This is a genomic window from Pseudomonas sp. GW821-FHT09H03 (assembly GCF_059415945.1).
In genome coordinates, this window is record NZ_JBWKOF010000001.1 from 490255 (window position 1) to 510372 (window position 20118).

Annotated in this window: 19 protein-coding genes; 7 read left to right on the plus strand and 12 right to left on the minus strand. The window is 58.3% G+C overall.

All coding sequences use genetic code 11. The annotated features are described in order from the left end of the window. Window positions 1–77 precede the first annotated feature (77 nt). From yidC to rpmH, 4 genes are read right to left on the minus strand one after another with little or no spacing between them, the layout of a single operon-like run. Window positions 78–1757, minus strand: coding sequence for a membrane protein insertase YidC (yidC, locus tag AC07OG_RS02175; RefSeq protein ID WP_495066104.1), 1680 nt, complete (start codon window positions 1755–1757; stop codon window positions 78–80). A gap of 2 nt (window positions 1758–1759) precedes the next feature. After that, on the minus strand, window positions 1760–2005 hold the full coding sequence (gene yidD, locus AC07OG_RS02180; RefSeq protein WP_010207715.1) for a membrane protein insertion efficiency factor YidD: 246 nt from the start codon (window positions 2003–2005) through the stop codon (window positions 1760–1762). Then, complete coding sequence (rnpA, locus tag AC07OG_RS02185; protein WP_027926203.1) at window positions 1998–2399, minus strand: ribonuclease P protein component; 402 nt, start codon at window positions 2397–2399, stop codon at window positions 1998–2000. The genes yidD and rnpA overlap by 8 nt, the downstream gene beginning before the upstream one ends. A 16-nt stretch (window positions 2400–2415) precedes the next feature. Beyond that, entirely contained in the window at window positions 2416–2550 is a 135-nt protein-coding gene (gene rpmH / locus AC07OG_RS02190; protein WP_003213577.1) for a 50S ribosomal protein L34, read from the minus strand. 566 nt (window positions 2551–3116) lie between these two features. Between rpmH and dnaA the strand changes: the two genes are divergently transcribed. Genes dnaA through gyrB form a run of 4 tightly spaced genes read left to right on the plus strand, consistent with a single transcriptional unit; the run spans window position 3117 to window position 9327 of the window. Next, window positions 3117–4637 (plus strand): chromosomal replication initiator protein DnaA, encoded by a 1521-nt coding sequence (gene dnaA, locus AC07OG_RS02195; protein ID WP_495066105.1) that lies wholly within the window; start codon window positions 3117–3119, stop codon window positions 4635–4637. 39 nt (window positions 4638–4676) lie between these two features. Next, complete coding sequence (dnaN, locus tag AC07OG_RS02200; RefSeq protein ID WP_060540284.1) at window positions 4677–5780, plus strand: DNA polymerase III subunit beta; 1104 nt, start codon at window positions 4677–4679, stop codon at window positions 5778–5780. A 20-nt stretch (window positions 5781–5800) separates the two neighbouring features. After that, window positions 5801–6904: a DNA replication/repair protein RecF gene (gene recF / locus AC07OG_RS02205; protein ID WP_495066106.1), complete on the plus strand. Its 1104-nt coding sequence runs from the start codon at window positions 5801–5803 to the stop codon at window positions 6902–6904. 5 nt (window positions 6905–6909) lie between these two features. Beyond that, on the plus strand, window positions 6910–9327 hold the full coding sequence (gene gyrB, locus AC07OG_RS02210; RefSeq protein ID WP_060540286.1) for a DNA topoisomerase (ATP-hydrolyzing) subunit B: 2418 nt from the start codon (window positions 6910–6912) through the stop codon (window positions 9325–9327). 240 nt (window positions 9328–9567) lie between these two features. Here gyrB and AC07OG_RS02215 read toward each other — a convergent pair whose 3' ends face one another. The 4 genes from AC07OG_RS02215 to glyQ all read right to left on the minus strand — a co-directional run bounded on the left by AC07OG_RS02215 (window position 9568) and on the right by glyQ (window position 13977). Beyond that, window positions 9568–10347, minus strand: coding sequence for a lysophospholipid acyltransferase family protein (locus tag AC07OG_RS02215; RefSeq protein ID WP_495066107.1), 780 nt, complete (start codon window positions 10345–10347; stop codon window positions 9568–9570). A gap of 81 nt (window positions 10348–10428) precedes the next feature. Further along, window positions 10429–10968 (minus strand): D-glycero-beta-D-manno-heptose 1,7-bisphosphate 7-phosphatase, encoded by a 540-nt coding sequence (gene gmhB / locus AC07OG_RS02220; protein ID WP_495066160.1) that lies wholly within the window; start codon window positions 10966–10968, stop codon window positions 10429–10431. 4 nt (window positions 10969–10972) lie between these two features. Beyond that, complete coding sequence (glyS, locus tag AC07OG_RS02225) at window positions 10973–13027, minus strand: glycine--tRNA ligase subunit beta (protein WP_495066108.1); 2055 nt, start codon at window positions 13025–13027, stop codon at window positions 10973–10975. Beyond that, entirely contained in the window at window positions 13024–13977 is a 954-nt protein-coding gene (gene glyQ / locus AC07OG_RS02230) for a glycine--tRNA ligase subunit alpha (protein ID WP_008155694.1), read from the minus strand. Before glyQ ends, glyS begins: the two co-directional genes overlap by 4 nt. An 81-nt stretch (window positions 13978–14058) precedes the next feature. Here glyQ and tag point away from each other — a divergent pair, with 81 nt between their 5' ends. The 3 genes from tag (at window position 14059) to AC07OG_RS02245 (ending at window position 15943) form a co-directional block, all read left to right on the plus strand. Beyond that, window positions 14059–14616, plus strand: coding sequence for a DNA-3-methyladenine glycosylase I (gene tag / locus AC07OG_RS02235; RefSeq protein WP_060540290.1), 558 nt, complete (start codon window positions 14059–14061; stop codon window positions 14614–14616). Window positions 14617–14656: 40 nt separating this feature from the next. Continuing rightward, window positions 14657–15544, plus strand: coding sequence for a lysophospholipid acyltransferase (locus AC07OG_RS02240; RefSeq protein WP_495066109.1), 888 nt, complete (start codon window positions 14657–14659; stop codon window positions 15542–15544). A gap of 159 nt (window positions 15545–15703) precedes the next feature. Next, window positions 15704–15943, plus strand: coding sequence for a PilZ domain-containing protein (locus AC07OG_RS02245; RefSeq protein WP_495066110.1), 240 nt, complete (start codon window positions 15704–15706; stop codon window positions 15941–15943). Here the strand turns inward: AC07OG_RS02245 and AC07OG_RS02250 are convergent, their stop codons facing one another. The 4 genes from AC07OG_RS02250 to fmt all read right to left on the minus strand — a co-directional run bounded on the left by AC07OG_RS02250 (window position 15944) and on the right by fmt (window position 20084). Then, window positions 15944–16258 carry a tetratricopeptide repeat protein gene (locus AC07OG_RS02250; RefSeq protein ID WP_495066111.1) on the minus strand — a complete coding sequence of 105 codons (315 nt, stop codon included), beginning with the start codon at window positions 16256–16258 and terminating at the stop codon, window positions 15944–15946. It abuts the gene before it with no gap. A gap of 160 nt (window positions 16259–16418) precedes the next feature. Further along, window positions 16419–17795, minus strand: a complete 1377-nt coding sequence (gene trkA, locus AC07OG_RS02255; protein ID WP_495066112.1) for a Trk system potassium transporter TrkA — start codon at window positions 17793–17795, stop codon at window positions 16419–16421. 22 nt (window positions 17796–17817) lie between these two features. Continuing rightward, a complete protein-coding gene (rsmB, locus tag AC07OG_RS02260; RefSeq protein WP_495066113.1) occupies window positions 17818–19128 on the minus strand; it encodes a 16S rRNA (cytosine(967)-C(5))-methyltransferase RsmB in 1311 nt (436 codons plus the stop codon). Then, complete coding sequence (fmt, locus tag AC07OG_RS02265; RefSeq protein ID WP_495066114.1) at window positions 19125–20084, minus strand: methionyl-tRNA formyltransferase; 960 nt, start codon at window positions 20082–20084, stop codon at window positions 19125–19127. Before fmt ends, rsmB begins: the two co-directional genes overlap by 4 nt. Between the last annotated feature and the right edge of the window lie 34 nt (window positions 20085–20118).

Genomic DNA, 20118 nt, shown 5'->3' on the forward strand with positions numbered 1-20118 from the left:
ACCGGTATCCAGACAAAAGTGACAGATAGCAAAACGCCCCACTAGGGGGCGTCTTGAGTGGTTATCCACAGTGTAAATCAGGCAGCTGCTTTGGTAGCCGCTTCGATCTTACGTGTGATGTACCACTGTTGGGCGATCGACAGGCAGTTGTTCACTACCCAGTACAGCACCAGACCAGCCGGGAACCACAGGAAGAAGAAGGTGAAGATGATTGGCATCAGCTTCATCACCTTGGCCTGCATCGGATCCGGTGGAGTCGGGTTCAGCTGCTGCTGGATGAACATGGTTGCACCCATGATGATAGGCAGGATGAAGAACGGATCCTTGATCGACAGGTCAGTAATCCACAGCATGAATGGCGCCTGGCGCATTTCAACGCTTTCCAGCAGAACCCAGTACAGCGAGAGGAAAACCGGCATCTGCACGAGGATTGGCAAGCAACCACCCAGCGGATTGATCTTCTCTTTCTTGTACAGCTCCATCATGGCCTGCGACATTTTCTGCCGGTCATCGCCATGTTGCTCTTTCAGTGCAGCCAGTTTTGGCGCCACTGCACGCATGCGCGCCATGGATTTGTAACTGGCAGCCGACAATGGGAAGAAGATCCCTTTGATCAGCATGGTCAGGAAGATGATCGACCAACCCCAGTTACCCACAAGGGCGTGGATATGTTGCAACAACCAGAAGATCGGTTGAGCGATGAACCACAGAATGCCGTAGTCGACAGTCAGTTCCAGACCTGGGGACAACTCTTTGAGCACAGCCTGGCTTTTCGGACCGGCATAAAGAACTGCGCTGGTTTCAGCCTTGGCACCTGGCGCGACAGTCACTGACGGGCCGGTGTAACCAATGATGTAGTTGCCTTTGCTGTCTTTACGGGTCTGGACGACGTTGTTTTCGCCCTTGGCCGGAATCCACGCAGTTACGAAGTAGTGCTGCAACCAGGCAACCCAACCACCGGTAACGGTTTCTTTCAGCGGTGCCTTGTCCATGTCCTTCATGGACACTTTCTTGTACGGCTCGGAACTTGTCCACAGGGCAGCGCCCAGGTAAGTCGCGGTACCGGTGGCGGTGCTGGAAGATGGATCGGAGCTGGCGTCACGCTTCAGTTGCGCGAACATCGCGCCGGACCATGGCTGAGCGCTCTGGTTGTCGATCAGGAAGGAAACGGTTACGTCGTACAGGCCGCGTTTCAAGGTGAAACGCTTGATGTAGTTGACGCCGTCCTTGCTGAACTTCAGGTCTACGACCAATTGGTCCTGACCGTCAGCCAGTTGATAAACCTTCTTTTCCGAGGAGTAAACCGGACGACCGGCAGGACTTGCGTCCGGACCGTTGCTGCCGATCAGGCCACTTTGAGCCAGATAAGTGCGTTCGTTGCCGTTATCGAACAACTGGAACGGAATTTCCGGATGGTCCTGGCGACGTGGATACAGCGGCAATTTCAGCTGGGCGACATCACCACCTTGTGGATCGATAGCCAGATCGAGCACATCCGTTTTGATCTGGATGAGGTCGGTGCTTACCGCTACCGGAGTTTCGGCAGGTGCACTGGTATCGTTAGCGGCGTGTGGAATGTCGTCACTGACGGACGCTTTATTGCCAGTTGCCGTATCCGGGAGGCCCGGTGCGGTCGTACTGGAAGCAACATTCTGAGTCGGCAGGGCAGCCTGGCCATAGTCCTGGTTCCATTTAAGAACCATAACGTAGGACACGATTGCCAGGGCGACGATCAGGATCGTGCGTTTGATATCCATGATTACTCGGCCATCGAAGAAGAGCGGGAGGTAGGGATAGGTGGAACCGGGTCATAACCACCGGGATTCCACGGATGACAGCGACCTAAACGACGAAAGGTCAGCCAGCCACCGCGAAGAAGGCCATGATTTTCGATGGCTTCTAACGCGTAGCAGGAACAACTGGGGTAGAAACGACAGTGACTGGCCATCAGGGGACTAATGGCATAGCGGTAAAACTGGATCGGAACGAGTGCCAGTTTACGCATCTGGACTGTCTACCCCTACAGTTTCGGTTTTGACTGCTGGTACTGGCGTGCTGCGAGCCAGACGCTTCCAGAGCTTGCCGAAATGCTGAATCAATTCGGGGTTTTCTACGTCCCCCAAACCTTTGCGCGCGACGATAACAATGTCCCAGCCGACCAGTGAATCCTGGTGCAGGCGAAACGATTCGCGCATCAGACGTTTGAGGCGATTGCGCTCGACGGAGAGCTTTACGCTCTTTTTCCCGATAACCAGCCCGAGACGGGGGTGATCAAGATCGTTGTTGCGCGCAAGGAGCAGGAGATTTTTCCCCGGAACCTTGCCGGTAGGGGAGTCAAAGACTGCCTTGAAATGCCGGGGGGTAAGCAGACGCTTTTCCCGACTGAAGTCCTGACTCACCTCCAGTGCCGGATTATCAAACTGCCAGACGCGCACGACCTTTGGCGCGACGACGCGACAGGACGGCACGACCGTTCTTGGTAGCCATGCGAGCACGGAAACCGTGGGTACGAGCGCGTTTGATAGTGCTTGGTTGGAAAGTACGTTTCATTGTCGTGTTACCTGGTTCGTCCACAACGGGCCGGAATGGCCCCCGTTTTAAGAGACCGGGGATTCTAGAGAAAGCAAGCCTCTAGGTCAATTTCCAACCAGCGTTTCCTTATAAATAGATCTCCAGCGGTTTTCTGGTACGAAGACCTTGGCCAAATATAAAAATAAGAAAGGAAAGTATTTAAAGCTTTTCTGTAAAGCTTATAAAAGCTAGGCACGCCATCCTCTGTGGATAACTCTATTGAGCCCTTGTATCACGTGATGTACAGAGAATGACAACTACAGTGGAAAACAGTGTTCAGCCTGTGCTGCAGTGTCGGATAACCTGTGTGTGGAATGCATGGTTATCCACAGCCCGGTTATCCACCGAGTTTCGCCCCCAGTTGTGCAACGACCTTAGGCGTGGTTATCCACAGAGCTTATACACAGACCGCTGGTCGACTTTTTAGGGTATGCAACCTTGCTTGTTCTTGGTTGATGACCCACCTACGTGTGGATAAGTCGGCGTCTGGTCGCTACAATGGCTGCTTGTTTTTGCCTCACCGGCTTTCAACTTAGGGGATATCCGTGTCAGTGGAACTTTGGCAGCAGTGCGTGGAGCTTTTGCGCGAAGAGCTGCCTGCCCAACAATTCAACACTTGGATCCGTCCACTACAGGTCGAAGCCGAAGGCGACGAGTTGCGTGTCTATGCACCCAATCGTTTCGTTCTGGACTGGGTCAACGAAAAGTACCTGGGGCGTGTGCTCGAGCTGCTCGATGAGCATGGCAATGGCTTGGCGCCGGCGCTTTCCTTATTAATAGGCAGCAAACGTAGCTCGGCTCCGCGTGCAGCGCCAAATGCGCCGTTGGCCGCTGCGGCCTCACAGGCCCAGGCTGCTCAGGCTCCTGCCAGCCCGACAGCGCCAGCTCCGGCAGCAACGACCAAACGTGCCGCGCAGAAAGTTGCCGAAGTCACCGAGGAAGAACCTTCCCGTGACAGCTTCGATCCGATGGCCGGCGCCAGTTCGCAACAGGCCCCGGTCCGTTCCGAACAACGTACCGTGCAGGTTGAAGGTGCGCTCAAGCACACCAGCTACCTGAACCGCACCTTTACCTTCGAGAATTTCGTGGAAGGTAAATCCAACCAGCTGGCGCGCGCTGCCGCCTGGCAGGTAGCAGACAATCCCAAGCACGGTTACAACCCGCTCTTCCTATATGGCGGCGTTGGTCTGGGTAAAACCCACTTGATGCATGCTGTGGGTAACCACCTTCTAAAGAAGAACCCGAATGCCAAGGTTGTGTACCTGCATTCCGAGCGCTTCGTGGCGGACATGGTCAAGGCCCTGCAACTGAACGCGATCAATGAGTTCAAGCGTTTCTACCGTTCGGTAGATGCTTTGCTCATCGATGACATTCAGTTCTTCGCCCGCAAAGAGCGTTCCCAGGAAGAGTTTTTCCACACCTTCAACGCCCTGCTTGAAGGTGGTCAGCAGGTCATTCTCACCAGTGACCGCTACCCGAAAGAAATTGAAGGCCTTGAAGAACGCTTGAAATCCCGCTTCGGCTGGGGCCTGACGGTTGCCGTCGAGCCGCCGGAGCTGGAAACCCGTGTGGCGATCTTGATGAAGAAGGCCGACCAGGCCAAAGTCGACCTGCCTCACGATGCGGCGTTCTTCATTGCCCAGCGCATTCGCTCCAACGTCCGTGAGCTGGAAGGCGCGCTCAAACGCGTCATCGCTCACTCGCACTTCATGGGCCGCGATATCACCATCGAGTTGATTCGCGAATCCCTGAAGGACCTGTTGGCATTACAGGATAAACTGGTCTCTGTGGATAACATTCAGCGCACCGTCGCCGAGTACTACAAGATCAAGATTTCCGACTTGCTGTCCAAACGTCGTTCGCGGTCGGTTGCCCGACCACGTCAGGTCGCCATGGCTTTGTCCAAGGAGTTGACCAACCACAGCCTGCCGGAAATCGGCGATGTGTTTGGTGGTCGCGACCACACGACCGTTTTGCACGCATGCCGCAAGATCAATGAACTTAAGGAATCCGACGCGGACATCCGCGAGGACTACAAGAACCTGCTGCGGACGCTGACCACTTGATGAACACCAGCGCAGCTTATTAAGGCAAGGGACTAGACCATGCATTTCACCATTCAACGCGAAGCCTTGTTGAAACCCCTGCAACTGGTCGCAGGTGTCGTTGAACGCCGACAGACCTTGCCGGTGCTTTCCAACGTGCTGCTGGTTGTCGAAGGCCAGCAACTGTCGCTGACCGGTACCGACCTGGAAGTCGAGCTGGTTGGTCGTGTTCAACTTGAAGAGCCGGCTGATCCGGGTTCTATCACTGTGCCTGCGCGCAAGCTGATGGATATCTGCAAAAGCCTGCCGAACGATGCCCTGATCGACATCAAGGTGGATGAGCAGAAGCTTGTGGTCAAAGCCGGCCGTAGCCGCTTCACCCTGTCGACACTGCCTGCCAACGATTTCCCGACTGTGGAAGAAGGCCCGGGTTCTCTGACCTGCAGCCTCGAGCAGAGCAAACTGCGTCGCCTGATCGAGCGCACCAGTTTCGCCATGGCCCAGCAAGACGTTCGCTACTACCTCAACGGTATGTTGCTGGAAGTCTCCGCTGGCGTGATCCGCGCCGTGGCCACCGACGGTCACCGCCTGGCGATGTGTTCGATGCAGGCCGATATCGGTCAGCCGGATCGTCACCAGGTCATCGTACCGCGCAAAGGCATTCTTGAACTGGCGCGCCTGCTCACTGAGCCGGACGGTAACGTCAGCATCGTGCTGGGTCAGCATCACATCCGCGCAACCACCGGTGAGTTCACCTTCACCTCGAAACTGGTCGACGGTAAATTCCCGGACTACGAGCGTGTACTGCCAAAAGGTGGCGACAAACTGGTACTCGGCGACCGTCAGGCATTGCGCGAAGCCTTTAGCCGTACCGCGATTCTGTCCAACGAGAAGTACCGCGGCATCCGGCTGCAACTGGCAACGGGTCAACTGAAGATTCAGGCCAATAACCCGGAGCAGGAAGAAGCGGAAGAAGAAGTTGGCGTTGAATACAACGGTGGCTCGCTGGAAATCGGTTTCAACGTGAGTTATCTGCTCGACGTACTGGGGGTGATGACCACTGAGCAGGTTCGCCTGATCCTGTCCGACTCCAACAGCAGTGCGCTGGTGCAAGAGTCTGACAACGACGACTCGGCTTACGTTGTCATGCCGATGCGGCTGTAATCATGCTCAGCAGAAGCTAGATGTCCTTAAGTCGCGTCTCGGTCACCGCGGTGCGCAATCTGCACCCGGTGACCTTCTCCCCTTCCCCTCGCATCAACATCCTTTACGGCGCCAACGGCAGCGGCAAAACCAGTGTTCTGGAAGCCATTCACCTGCTGGGGCTTGCCCGTTCGTTTCGCAGCACCCGCTTGTTGCCGGTGATCCAGTACGATCAATTGGCGTGTACGGTGTTTGGCCAGGTTGAACTGGCCGAGGGTGGCCACAACGCTCTGGGTATTTCCCGCGATCGTCAGGGCGAATTTCAGATCCGTATCGACGGACAGAATGCCCGCAGTGCGGCGCAACTGGCCGAGATACTACCCCTGCAACTGATCAACCCGGACAGCTTCCGGCTGCTGGAAGGTGCACCGAAGATTCGCCGGCAGTTTCTGGACTGGGGTGTGTTCCACGTGGAACCACGCTTCATGTCAACCTGGCAGCGCTTGCAGAAGGCCCTGCGTCAGAGAAACTCTTGGCTGCGGCATGGTACACTTGACGCCGTTTCGCAAGCGGTTTGGGACAGGGAACTGTGCCAGGCCAGCGCTGAAATCGATGAATACCGCCGCGCTTATATCAAAGCCTTGAAACCAGTCTTTGAACAAACCCTGAGCGAACTGGTTGAGCTGGAAGGCTTGACGCTCAGTTATTACCGCGGGTGGGACAAAGACCGCGAACTGAGTGCAGTGCTCGCCGGTTCCCTGCAGCGGGACCAGCAGATGGGTCATACCCAGGCCGGTCCACAACGTGCTGATTTGCGTCTCCGGTTAGGTGCGCACAATGCGGCGGACATCTTGTCCCGCGGCCAGCAGAAGTTGGTGGTCTGTGCGTTGCGAATTGCCCAGGGGCATCTGGTTAGCCAGGCCCGACGCGGACAGTGTATTTATCTGGTGGATGACTTGCCGTCCGAACTGGACGAGCACCACCGTCGCGCGCTTTGCCGCTTGCTGGAAGACTTACGCTGCCAGGTGTTTATCACCTGTGTAGATCACGAATTATTGAGGGAAGGCTGGCAGACGGAAACGCCAGTCGCACTGTTCCACGTGGAACAGGGCCGTATCACCCAGACCCACGACCATCGGGAGTGAAGGCATTGAGCGAAGAAAATACGTACGACTCAACGAGCATTAAAGTGCTGAAAGGCCTGGATGCCGTACGCAAACGTCCCGGTATGTATATTGGCGACACCGACGATGGCAGCGGTCTGCACCACATGGTGTTCGAAGTGGTCGATAACTCGATCGACGAAGCGCTCGCCGGCCACTGTGACGACATCAGCATCATCATTCACCCGGATGAATCCATCACCGTTAAAGACAACGGCCGTGGCATCCCGGTAGACGTGCACAAAGAAGAAGGCGTTTCGGCAGCCGAGGTCATCATGACCGTGCTGCACGCCGGCGGTAAATTCGATGACAACTCCTACAAAGTATCCGGCGGCCTGCACGGTGTAGGCGTGTCGGTAGTGAACGCGCTGTCCGAAGAGCTGGTACTGACGGTTCGCCGTAGCGGCAAGATCTGGGAACAGACTTACGTTCACGGTGTTCCACAAGAACCGATGAAGATCGTTGGCGACAGTGAAACCACCGGTACTCAGATCCACTTCAAGGCTTCCAGCGAAACCTTCAAGAACATCCACTTCAGCTGGGACATCCTGGCCAAGCGGATTCGTGAACTGTCCTTCCTGAACTCCGGTGTCGGCATCGTCCTCAAGGATGAGCGCAGCGGCAAGGAAGAACTGTTCAAATACGAAGGCGGCCTGCGTGCGTTCGTTGAATACCTGAACACCAACAAGACCCCGGTCAACCAGGTGTTCCATTTCAACATCCAGCGTGAAGACGGCATCGGCGTGGAAATCGCCCTGCAGTGGAACGACAGCTTCAACGAGAACCTGTTGTGCTTCACCAACAACATTCCGCAGCGCGATGGCGGTACTCACCTAGTGGGTTTCCGTTCTGCACTGACGCGTAACCTCAACACCTACATCGAAGCTGAAGGCCTGGCGAAGAAGCACAAAGTCGCCACCACCGGTGACGACGCGCGTGAAGGCCTGACAGCGATCATCTCGGTAAAAGTACCGGATCCGAAGTTCAGCTCCCAGACCAAAGACAAGCTGGTGTCTTCCGAAGTGAAGACCGCTGTTGAACAGGAAATGGGCAAGTACTTCTCCGACTTCCTGCTGGAGAACCCGAACGAAGCCAAGTTGGTCGTCGGCAAGATGATCGACGCGGCCCGTGCCCGTGAAGCGGCACGCAAGGCCCGTGAGATGACCCGCCGTAAAGGCGCGCTGGACATCGCCGGCCTGCCGGGCAAACTGGCTGACTGCCAGGAAAAGGACCCTGCCCTGTCCGAACTGTACCTCGTGGAAGGTGACTCTGCTGGCGGCTCCGCCAAGCAGGGACGCAACCGCAAGACCCAGGCGATTCTGCCCCTTAAGGGTAAAATCCTGAACGTCGAGAAGGCGCGTTTCGACAAGATGATCTCTTCCCAGGAAGTGGGCACCTTGATCACCGCCCTGGGCTGTGGCATCGGCCGCGAAGAGTACAACATCGACAAGTTGCGTTATCACAACATCATCATCATGACCGATGCTGACGTCGACGGTTCGCACATCCGTACCCTGCTGCTGACGTTCTTCTTCCGTCAGTTGCCGGAACTGATCGAGCGTGGCTACATCTACATCGCTCAGCCACCGCTGTACAAAGTGAAGAAAGGCAAGCAAGAGCAATACATCAAAGACGACGACGCCATGGAAGAGTACATGACGCAGTCGGCCCTGGAAGATGCGAGCCTGCACTTGAACGAGGAAGCACCAGGTATTTCCGGCGAAGCCCTCGAGCGCCTGGTGAATGACTTCCGCCTGGTGATGAAGACCCTCAAGCGTCTGTCGCGCCTGTATCCACAGGAACTGACCGAGCACTTCATCTACCTGCCGGCCGTGAGCCTGGAGCAGTTGTCCGATCACGCAGCAATGCAGGATTGGCTGGCCCAGTACGAAGTGCGCCTGCGCACCGTCGAGAAGTCGGGCCTGGTTTACAAGGCCAGCCTGCGTGAAGACCGTGAACGTGCCGTCTGGCTGCCAGAGGTCGAACTGATCTCCCACGGCCTGTCGAACTACGTTACGTTCAACCGCGACTTCTTCGGCAGCAACGACTACAAGACCGTGGTCTCCCTGGGCGCTCAACTGAGCACCCTGCTTGACGATGGCGCGTACATCCAGCGTGGTGAGCGCAAGAAAGCCGTGACCGAGTTCAAGGAAGCCCTCGAATGGCTGATGGCGGAAAGCACCAAGCGTCACACCATTCAGCGATACAAAGGGCTGGGTGAAATGAACCCGGATCAACTGTGGGAAACCACGATGGATCCGAGCTCGCGCCGGATGCTGAAAGTGACCATCGAAGACGCCATTGGCGCAGACCAGATCTTCAACACCCTGATGGGTGATGCGGTCGAACCTCGCCGTGACTTCATTGAAAGCAACGCCCTGGCGGTTTCCAACCTGGACTTCTGATCCCGGTTAACCCGCTGCACGAAAAAAGGCCAACGTTATACGTTGGCCTTTTTTTGTGTCTACAGGCGGTGAAACGGGCATAAAAAAACCGGCTATATCAGCCGGTCTTTTGCGCCCGAAAAAAACTTATGCACGTTTTTCGGTTTTTTATCGTTTTATAAAATATGTATATAAATCATTATCTTATAGTTAGATAACAACATTTTTTGGTGAAACCGTACACAGGTTATCCACAGAATCTCAGACAGCCATCTGATCATTGGCTGTCGGGGCTTGTGGAGCGGGAGGCAGAGACCCCATATCCCGCTGCATTTGCTCGTTCCAGGCCTGGACGCGGTCGTTCAATTCAGCAATGGCACGTGGGCCGCTGCCTTCGGCATACATCGGTGCGCCAATGATCACGGTGATGACACCCTGCTTCTTCTTCCAGCCTGTTTTTGGCCAGAACTTGCCAGCGTTGTGCGCAATCGGCAGTACCGGCAGCTCGGCATTCACGGCCAGTGCCGTGCCGCCGCGGGAGAATTTGCCGACGGTGCCGTAGGGAACGCGGGTGCCTTCGGGGAAGATCAGCACCCAGACGTTGTCCTTAAGCAACTCATCGCCTTTCTTGGCGACGTGCTTGAGTGCGGCTTTCGGGTTATCGCGGTCGATGGCGATCGGTCGCAACATGGCCATGGCCCAGCCGAAAAACGGCACGAACAACAGTTCGCGTTTCAGCACCTGGCTCAGCGGTTCGAAATAGGCAGAGAGAAAGAACGTTTCCCAGGTGCTCTGGTGGTTCGATTGAATCACGCAGGGCCGCTCAGGTACGTTTTCGGCACCTTTCACTTCATAGCTGATGCCCAGAAACACTTTGCTCAGCCACAAGGCGCATCGGCACCAGTAGACGTTGATGAAACGATAGCGCGCCTTGAACGGCAGAAATGGCGCGATAAAAAAGCTCAGGCTGCACCAAAGCAAAGAGCTGGTGCCCAGCAGCAGGTAAAAGAGGAAGGTTCTGATGGCCTGCAATATCAACATGGTGACGTTTACCGTGCGGGCTATGCCCGTCTATATAAAGCGCACTCCCGATCAATCCTGGTCAGGAATCTCGAAAACGCTCTAATTGTGGATAAGTTCTGCGGCAATCGCCGCCAGATCGTCAAAAATCAAGGTGCCCACCGGCAGGGTCTTGCCCTGAGTCTTTTCGCCTTTCCCGGTCTTTACCAAAACTGGCTGAGAATCGACGGCTTTGGCGGCTTCCAGGTCACCAAGGCTGTCGCCAACGAACCAAAGATTGGTCAGCGACACGTTGTAATGTTCGGCGATGGTTTTCAACATCCCGGGTTTTGGCTTGCGGCATTCGCAGCCTTCGTCCGGCCCGTGCGGGCAGTAGACGATAAGCCCGACTTCACCGCCCTGCTCCGCCACCATTGAGCGCAAGCGCTCATGCATGGCGTCCAGGGTGGCGAGGTCGTAGTAGCCGCGAGCGATGCCCGACTGGTTGGTAGCGACCGCTACCGTCCAGCCGGCTTTGCTCAACTGCGCGATCGCTTCGATCGAACCGGGGAGCGGTATCCACTCCTCCACCGACTTTATATAAGCGTCGGAGTCGTAATTGATCACCCCGTCGCGATCGAGAATCAGCAGTTTCAACAGCAGCCCCTTAGCCCAGCAGCGAAATGTCGGCGACGCCGAGGAACAGACCACGCAGGCGCGCCAGCAACGCATAACGGTTGGCGCGGACATTGGCATCTTCAGCGTTGACCATCACAGCTTCGAAGAACCCATCCACCGGCTCGCGCAACGCCGCCAGGCGTGCCAGCGATTCGCTGTATTGACGAGCAGCAGCCATTGGCTGGACAGCCTGGTCAGCCTGCTGGATCGCCGAATACAGGGAGAACTCGTTGGCGTTGTCGAAGTATTTGGCTTCCACCACGGTCGGCACCGAACCTTCAACCTTGCTCAGCAAGTTCGATACGCGCTTGTTCACCGCAGCCAGGGCCGCCGCTTCCGGCAGTTGGCGGAACGCCTGCACAGCCTGTACGCGCTGGTCGAAGTCCAGGGCGGAACCCGGCTTCAGGGCACGTACCGACAGGTAGGTTGCAACGTCGACACCTTCGTCTTCGTAACGGGCACGCAGACGGTCGAAGATGAACTCCAGCACCAGGTCATTGAGGCCGGCAGCCTTGACCTTGGTACCGAATGCCTCCACGGCGAAGGCCACGGCGTCGTTCAGGTCCAGATCCAGTTGCTTCTCGATCAGGATGCGCAGCACGCCCAGTGCGGCGCGGCGCAGGGCATACGGGTCTTTGCTGCCGGTTGGCAGCATGCCGATACCGAAGATGCCGACCAGGGTGTCGAGCTTGTCCGCGATGGCCACGGCCGCACCGGTCAGGGTGGTTGGCAGCTCAGCACCGGCGCCGCGCGGCATGTACTGCTCGTTCAGCGCCAGGGCGACTTCTTGCGGCTCGCCGTCGTTGAGGGCGTAGTAGTAACCGGCGACACCTTGCATCTCCGGGAACTCACCGACCATCTCGGTCGACAGGTCGCACTTGGACAGCAGGCCGGCACGGGAAGCCCAAGCAGCGTTGCCGCCAATGCGTTGCGCGATGAACGCAGCGAGTTTGGAAACGCGCTCGGCCTTGTCGTAGACGCTGCCGAGTTTTTCCTGGAACACTACGTTTTGCAGGCGCAGGTTGAAGTCTTCGAGTTTCTGCTTCTTGTCTTGCTTGAAGAAGAACTCGGCGTCCGTCAGGCGTGGGCGAACCACTTTCTCGTTACCAGCGATGATCTGCTGCGGGTCTTTGCTTTCGATGTTGGCCACGGTAATGAAACGTGGCAGCAACTTGCCTTCGGCATCCAGCAGGCAGAAGTACTTCTGGTTGTCCTGCATGGTGGTGATCAGTGCTTCTTGCGGCACGTCGAGGAAGCGTTCTTCGAACGAGCACACCAGCGGCACAGGCCATTCGACCAGTGCAGTCACTTCGTCGAGCAGGTCAGGCGGCACGATTGCGGTGCCTTCCTGGCGGGTCGCCAGTTCTTCGGTGCGCTTGCTGATGATGTCGCGACGCTCGTTGGCATCGGCCAATACATAAGCGGCGCGCAGGTCGGCCAGGTAGCTGGACGGCGAGCCGATGCGCACGTTTTCCGGGTGATGGAAGCGGTGACCACGGGAATCGCGACCAGACTTCTGGGCGAGGATGGTGCAGTCGATGACCTGGTCACCAAACAGCATCACCAGCCATTGGGTCGGGCGAACGAATTCTTCCTTGCGAGCCCCCCAGCGCATGCGCTTGGGGATGGGCAAGTCGTTCAGGGAATCTTCGACGATGGTCGGCAGCAGGCTCGTGGTCGGCTTGCCGGCGATGCTCTGGCTGTAGCGCAGTTTCGGGCCGCTCTGATCGATTTCGCTCAGGTCGACGCCACACTTCTTGGCAAAGCCCAGTGCCGCTTGAGTCGGGTTGCCTTCGGCATCGAAAGCGGCCTGACGTGGCGGGCCATCGAGGTTGATGCTGCGATCAGGCTGCTGGGTGGCCAGCGAGGTGATCAGCACCGCCAGACGGCGCGGGGCGGCATAAACGGTTTTGGTCTCGTAGTTCAGGCCGGCAGCTTGCAGGCCCTTGTCGATACCGGCAAGGAACGCCTCGGCCAGGGTGTTCAGGGCCTTGGGTGGCAGTTCTTCAGTGCCCAGTTCAACCAGAAAATCCAGAGCACTCATTGTGCAGCCTCCAGCTTGGCCAGTACTTCGTCACGCAGGTCCGGGGTCGCCATCGGGAAGCCCAGCTTGGCGCGAGCCAGCAGGTAGGCTTGCGCAACGGAACGCGCCAGAGTGCGTACACGCAGGATGTATTGCTGACGCGCGGTCACGGAAATCGCCCGGCGCGCATCCAGCAGGTTGAAGGTATGGGAAGCCTTCAACACCATTTCGTAGCTCGGCAACGGCAGCGGCTGGTCGAGTTCGATCAGGCGCTTGGCTTCGCTTTCGTAGAAATCGAACAGTTCGAACAGCTTCTCGACGTTGGCGTGCTCGAAGTTGTAGGTCGACTGTTCCACTTCGTTCTGGTGGAACACGTCGCCGTAGGTCACTTTGCCCATCGGACCGTCAGCCCAGACCAGGTCGTAGACCGAGTCCACGCCTTGCAGGTACATGGCCAGGCGCTCGAGACCGTAGGTGATCTCGCCGGTCACCGGGTAGCATTCGATGCCGCCCGCTTGCTGGAAGTAAGTGAATTGGGTCACTTCCATGCCGTTGAGCCAGACTTCCCAGCCCAGACCCCAGGCGCCGAGGGTCGGCGATTCCCAGTTGTCTTCGACGAAACGGATGTCATGCACCAATGGGTCCAGGCCGACGTGCTTGAGCGAGCCCAGGTACAGTTCCTGGAAGTTGTCCGGGTTCGGCTTCAGGACTACCTGGAACTGGTAGTAGTGCTGCAGACGGTTCGGGTTTTCACCGTAGCGGCCGTCAGTCGGACGACGGCTTGGCTGCACGTAGGCGGCGTTCCAGGTTTCCGGGCCAATGGCGCGCAGGAATGTAGCGGTGTGGAAAGTGCCGGCGCCTACTTCCATATCGTAGGGCTGAAGTACCACACAACCTTGCTCGGCCCAGTATTGCTGGAGGGCGAGGATCAAGTCTTGGAAGGTACGCACGGCTGGCGTAGGCTGGCTCACGAAATTCACCTGTTTCTTGGGCTGCGATTTAAAGAGCGGGAGTATACCCGATTCATTGCTGCGCACGCCCCCTGGAGCCTTATGCCACGCTGCTTTTGGTGTTCCGAAGATCCGCTGTACATGGCTTATCACGATAAGGAGTGGGGCACGCCGCTACGCGATGCGCAGGGTTTGTTCGAGTTGCTTTTGCTCGAAGGGTTCCAGGCCGGGCTTTCCTGGATCACTGTGCTGCGCAAACGCGAGCATTATCGCCAGGTGATGTTTGGCTTTGATGTCCAGCGCGTGGCACAGATGAGCGATGCCGAAATCGACGAATTGATGCTTGATCCGGGGATTATTCGTAACCGCCTCAAGCTCAACGCGGCCCGGCGCAATGCCCAGGCCTGGCTGGCGCTGGAAGATCCGGTGGCGTTTCTCTGGTCATTCGTCGGCGGCACGCCTGTGATCAATCATTTCAAGGATCGCAGCGAAGTGCCGGCCATTACGCCAAAAGCGGTGGAGATGAGCAAAGGTCTGAAAAAGGCCGGTTTTACCTTCGTCGGGCCGACCATTTGCTACGCCTTTATGCAGGCCTCGGGCATGGTCATGGACCACACTCAGGATTGCGACCGCTACTCGCTGCTGGTGAACGCCGGGTAGAATGACCGCCTCGCACACAGCACAAGATCAGGAGTGACCTGTGGATAAGTTTAAAGGCGCCTTGCTGGTAGGCGCTCTGCGGCTGTTTGCCCTGCTTCCGTGGTGGGCCGTGCAGGCCGCGGGCTCGGCGATTGGCTGGGTCATGTGGAAAACCCCGAACCGCTCCCGCGACGTGGTGCGGATCAATCTGTCCAAATGCTTTCCGGACATGGACCCTGCCGAGCGTGAGCGCCTGGTCGGGCAAAGCCTGAAAGACATCGGCAAGTCCCTGACCGAAAGTGCCTGTGCCTGGATCTGGCCGGCCCAGCGCTCCATCGATCTGGTGCGCGAGGTCGAAGGCCTCGACATCTTGAAAGACGCCCTCGCCTCCGGTAAAGGCGTGGTTGGCATCACCAGCCACCTGGGCAATTGGGAGGTGCTCAATCACTTCTATTGCAGCCAATGCAAACCGATCATTTTCTACCGTCCGCCAAAATTGAAGGCGGTGGATGAATTGCTGCAAAAGCAGCGGGTACAGTTGGGCAACAAGGTCGCGGCGTCCACCAAGGAAGGCATCCTCAGCGTCATCAAGGAAGTGCGTAAAGGTGGTGCAGTGGGCATTCCAGCTGACCCGGAACCGTCCGAATCCGCCGGGATCTTCGTACCGTTCTTCGCCACTCAGGCACTGACCAGCAAGTTCGTGCCGAACATGCTGGCCGGCGGCAAAGCCGTTGGCGTGTTCCTGCACGCTCTGCGCCTGCCGGACGGTTCGGGCTACAAAGTGATTCTTGAAGCCGCACCAGAGGCCATGTACAGCACCGATACGGCGGAGTCATGTGCGGCCATGTCTAAAGTGATCGAGCGTTATGTCGGTGCCTACCCGAGCCAGTACATGTGGAGCATGAAGCGTTTCAAAAAGCGTCCGCCCGGCGAAGCGCGCTGGTACTAAAGCTTTGGCACGTTCTGTGGATAACTTGTAGGAGCGAGCTTGCTCGAGTTGGACGTTAACGATGATGTGGGCTGCCAGGTTGAACGCGGCGCCCTTGCATGCATCGCGAGCATGCTCGCTCCTACACGTATCCTCAACCTGTTCTAAAGGGCGCAGAAGATGTCCGAACACCGCAAGTCATTCCGCATCAAGATCAGCCATGACAGCGTCGGCGACTGTCTGGGCCAGACGCGCAACCTGTCGGCCACTGGGGTCTACGTCAAGCATCCGGCCCTGGCCGCCTTGCCCCGGGGTGCGGTGGTCTACGGGCAGGTCCAGGACTTGCCCACAGGCGCGCCGCGGGTGCGTATGGAAGTGGTGCGGGTGGATGCCGAAGGCATTGGCTTACGCTACCTCTGATCAGTGCGCCTGACGGTCGAGCTTTTTCAGAAACACCGTCATTTCCTTCTCGGCTTGCTTGTCGCCATGGGCGATGGCGGCCTCGATGCCTTGCTCCCAAGCCTGCCGTGCGGCTGCAAAGTCGGTCAGGGCCAGATGGGCCTTGCCCAGTAATTTCCAGGCCGCCGAATATTTTGGATCGAATTCGACGCAGCGCTGGAAATGCTCCACCGCCTTGGCGTTCTCCCCCAGATCCAGATAACCCTTGCCCAGGCCGAAGCGCAGCAGCGAGTTATCCACACCCTTGGCGAGCATTTTTTCCAGGGATTCGAGCATGGGGGATTCCTTATCTTAGGGGTGTCAGGCGTTCATCCGGATTAGTGAGGCCGCCTTCGCGAGCAAGCCCGCTCCCACATTGGTTTTTTGTTCACCAAAGATCAAATGTGGGAGCGGGCTTGCTCGCGAAGAGGCCCTTGCTGGCAGCAAAAAACTCGGATCAGAAGAAGCTCAGCCCTACGTGGAACAGCTTCTCCACATCGCGAATATGCTTTTTATCCACAAGGAACAGAATCACATGGTCCCCCGCCTCGATCACTGTGTCGTCGTGGGCGATGAGCACTTCTTCGTCGCGGATGATCGCGCCAATGGTGGTCCCTGGTGGCAGGCCGATGTTCTCGATGGCCTTGCCGATCACCTTGCTCGATTTCGCATCACCATGGGCAATAGCCTCGATGGCTTCCGCCGCGCCCCGGCGCAGTGAGTGCACGCTGACGATATCGCCACGACGCACGTGGGCCAGCAAGGTGCCGATGGTCGCCAGCTGCGGGCTGATGGCGATGTCGATGTCGCCGCCCTGAATCAGATCCACGTAGGCCGGGTTGTTGATGATGGTCATCACCTTCTTCGCGCCCAGGCGCTTGGCCAGCAGCGATGACATGATGTTGGCTTCGTCATCGTTGGTCAGGGCCAGGAAGAGGTCTGCATCGGCGATGTTTTCCTCCATCAACAGATCGCGGTCGGAGGCACTGCCCTGCAACACCACGGTGCTGTCCAGGGTATCGGAGAGATGGCGGCAGCGGGCCGGGTTCATCTCGATGATCTTCACCTGGTAACGACTTTCGATCGCCTCGGCCAAGCGTTCGCCGATCTGCCCACCACCGGCAATGACGATGCGCTTGTAGGTTTCGTCGAGACGGCGCATTTCGCTCATCACCGCGCGAATGTTGGCTTTGGCGGCAATGAAAAACACTTCATCGTCCGCTTCGATCACCGTATCGCCCTGGGGCAGGATCGGCCGGTCGCGACGGAAAATCGCAGCGACGCGGGTTTCGACATTCGGCATGTGCTCACGCAACTGTCGCAGTTGCTGGCCCACCAGCGGACCGCCGTAGTAGGCCCGCACTGCCACCAGTTGCGCCTTGCCTTCGGCAAAGTCGATCACCTGCAAGGCGCCGGGATGCTGGATCAGGCGCTTGATGTAGTTGGTGACCACTTGCTCCGGGCTGATCAGCACGTCCACCGGAATCGCTTCGTTCTGGAACAGCTGCTCTTCGCGGGTCAGGTACGCGGCTTCGCGAACCCGGGCGATCTTGGTTGGCGTGTGGAACAAGGTGTGGGCGACCTGGCAGGCGACCATATTGGTTTCATCACTGTTGGTCACGGCCACCAGCATGTCGGCGTCGTCGGCCCCGGCCTGGCGCAACACGGTCGGAAACGAACCGCGACCCTGCACCGTGCGGATGTCCAGGCGGTCACCGAGGTCGCGCAGGCGTTCGCCGTCGGTGTCGACCACGGTGATGTCATTGGCTTCGCTTGCAAGGTGTTCCGCCAGCGAACCGCCGACCTGTCCCGCTCCAAGGATGATGATTTTCATCCAGTCACTCCATTGAATCCATTTAACCGCGCGCGGCGGCGATCTTGATCAGCTTGGCGTAGTAGAACCCGTCATGCCCGCCTTCCTGAGCCAGCAACTGACGTCCATGGGGCTGCTTGATTCCGGCCGCTGTCGCGAGGTCCAGCTCACGGGCGCCTGGTGTGCGGTCGAGAAAGGCTTCGATGACTTCGGTGTTCTCGGTCGGCAGCGTGGAGCAGGTGGCGTAAAGCAGAATGCCGCCCACTTCCAGAGTTATCCACATGGCGTCGAGCAGTTCGCCCTGCAGCACAGCCAGCGCAGCGATGTCGTCAGGTTGACGGGTCAGCTTGATGTCCGGATGACGACGAATCACCCCGGTAGCGGAACACGGAGCGTCCAGCAGTATGCGCTGGAACGGCTTGCCGTCCCACCAGGCCTGAGTGTCGCGACCGTCGGCAGCGATCAGTTCAGCGCTGAGTTTGAGGCGTTCGAGGTTTTCCCGCACCCGCACCAGGCGCTTGGCTTCCAGGTCGACCGCCACCACACCGGCCAGCGCCGGTTGTGCTTCAAGGATGTGGCAGGTTTTGCCGCCCGGCGCGCAGCAGGCGTCCAGCACCCGTTGACCCGGCGCCAGATCCAGCAGATCGGCGGCCAGTTGCGCGGCTTCGTCCTGCACGCTGATCCAGCCTTCGGCGAAACCCGGGAGGCTACGCACGTCGGTAGCTGCTTCGAGGATGATGCCGTCTCGACTGTAAACGCACGCTGTCGCGGCAATGCCCGCTGCACTGAGCAACCCAAGATAAGCATCGCGGGTGTGATGTCTTCGGTTGACCCGCAGAATCATTGGCGGGTGCGCGTTGTTTGCCGCGCAAATGGCTTCCCACTGCTGAGGCCAGAACGCCTTGAGGGATTTTTGCAGCCAGCGCGGATGAGCAGTGCGCACCACCGGGTCGTGTTCCAGCTCGGCGAGCAGCGTCTCGCTTTCCCGTTGGGCGCGGCGCAGTACGGCGTTGAGCAAGGCCTTGGCCCAAGGCTTTTTCAGCTTGTCGGCACAGCCGACCGTTTCGCCAATGGCGGCATGGGCCGGCACGCGGGTGTAGAGCAATTGATAGAGGCCGACCAGCAACAACGCTTCGACATCGGCGTCAGCGGCCTTGAATGGCTTCTGCAGCAGTTTGGCCGCCAGCGCCGACAAGCGCGGCTGCCAGCGTGCGGTTCCGAACGCCAGGTCCTGGGTGAAGCCGCGATCACGGTCTTCGACCTTGTCCAGTTGCGTCGGCAGCGAACTGTTGAGCGAGGCTTTACCGCTCAGGACGGCGGCGAGTGCCTTGGCGGCGGCCAGACGCGGGTTCATTGAGCCTCCGCCGCTTGACCGAGGACAGTGCCGATGGCGAATTTCTCACGACGGCTGTTGAACAGGTCGCTGAAATTCAGCGCCTTGCCGCCCGGCAATTGCAGGCGGGTCAGGCACAGGGCGTGCTCGCCGCAAGCGACAATTAGGCCCTCCTTGCTGGCGCCGAGGACTTCACCCGGCGCGCCTTTGCCTTCAGCGAGATTCGCCGCCAGCACTTTCAGCGCTTCGCCGTTCAGCGTGCTGTGGGTGATCGGCCATGGATTGAAGGCGCGAACCAGGCGCTCAAGTTCAACTGCCGGACGGGTCCAGTCGATGCGCGCTTCGTCTTTGTTCAGTTTGTGCGCGTAGGTGGCCAGGCTATCGTCCTGCACTTCGCCTTCCAGGGTACCGGCGGCGAGTCCGGCAATTGCCTGAACCACGGCCGGTGGGCCCATTTCGGCCAACCGATCGTGCAAGCTGCCGCCAGTGTCGTCGGCGCCGATCGGCGTGGTGACTTTGAGCAGCATCGGCCCGGTGTCGAGACCGGCTTCCATGCGCATCACGGTCACGCCACTTTCGGCGTCACCCGCTTGCACGGCGCGCTGGATCGGCGCGGCACCGCGCCAGCGTGGCAGCAACGAAGCATGGCTGTTGATGCAACCCAGACGCGGAATATCCAGCACCACTTGCGGCAGGATCAGGCCGTAGGCGACCACTACCATCAAATCCGGCTTCAAGGCGGCCAGTTCGGCCTGCGCCTCTTCGTTGCGCAACGTTGGCGGTTGCAGCACGGGGATGTTGTTTTCCAGCGCCAGTTGCTTGACCGGGCTCGGCATCATTTTTTGCCCACGACCGGCCGGACGATCCGGTTGGGTGTAGACCGCGACGATCTCGTAAGGGCTGGCGAGCAGGGCCTTGAGGTGTTCGGCGGCGAATTCCGGGGTGCCGGCAAAGACGATGCGCAGTGGCTCAGTCATGGAAACTCTCGATTGCAAAGCATCTTGAAAAGAA

Coding starts and splice junctions, on each gene's coding strand:
- fmt (WP_495066114.1), bottom strand. CDS start 20,084: ATGACTGAGCCACTGCGCATCGTCTTTGCCGGCACCCCGGAATTCGCC.
- yidC (WP_495066104.1), bottom strand. CDS start 1,757: ATGGATATCAAACGCACGATCCTGATCGTCGCCCTGGCAATCGTGTCC.
- AC07OG_RS02215 (WP_495066107.1), bottom strand. CDS start 10,347: ATGTTGATATTGCAGGCCATCAGAACCTTCCTCTTTTACCTGCTGCTG.
- glyS (WP_495066108.1), bottom strand. CDS start 13,027: ATGAGTGCTCTGGATTTTCTGGTTGAACTGGGCACTGAAGAACTGCCA.
- rpmH (WP_003213577.1), bottom strand. CDS start 2,550: ATGAAACGTACTTTCCAACCAAGCACTATCAAACGCGCTCGTACCCAC.
- yidD (WP_010207715.1), bottom strand. CDS start 2,005: ATGCGTAAACTGGCACTCGTTCCGATCCAGTTTTACCGCTATGCCATT.
- AC07OG_RS02245 (WP_495066110.1), top strand. CDS start 15,704: ATGTCCGAACACCGCAAGTCATTCCGCATCAAGATCAGCCATGACAGC.
- trkA (WP_495066112.1), bottom strand. CDS start 17,795: ATGAAAATCATCATCCTTGGAGCGGGACAGGTCGGCGGTTCGCTGGCG.
- dnaN (WP_060540284.1), top strand. CDS start 4,677: ATGCATTTCACCATTCAACGCGAAGCCTTGTTGAAACCCCTGCAACTG.
- recF (WP_495066106.1), top strand. CDS start 5,801: ATGTCCTTAAGTCGCGTCTCGGTCACCGCGGTGCGCAATCTGCACCCG.
- rsmB (WP_495066113.1), bottom strand. CDS start 19,128: ATGAACCCGCGTCTGGCCGCCGCCAAGGCACTCGCCGCCGTCCTGAGC.
- tag (WP_060540290.1), top strand. CDS start 14,059: ATGCCACGCTGCTTTTGGTGTTCCGAAGATCCGCTGTACATGGCTTAT.
- AC07OG_RS02250 (WP_495066111.1), bottom strand. CDS start 16,258: ATGCTCGAATCCCTGGAAAAAATGCTCGCCAAGGGTGTGGATAACTCG.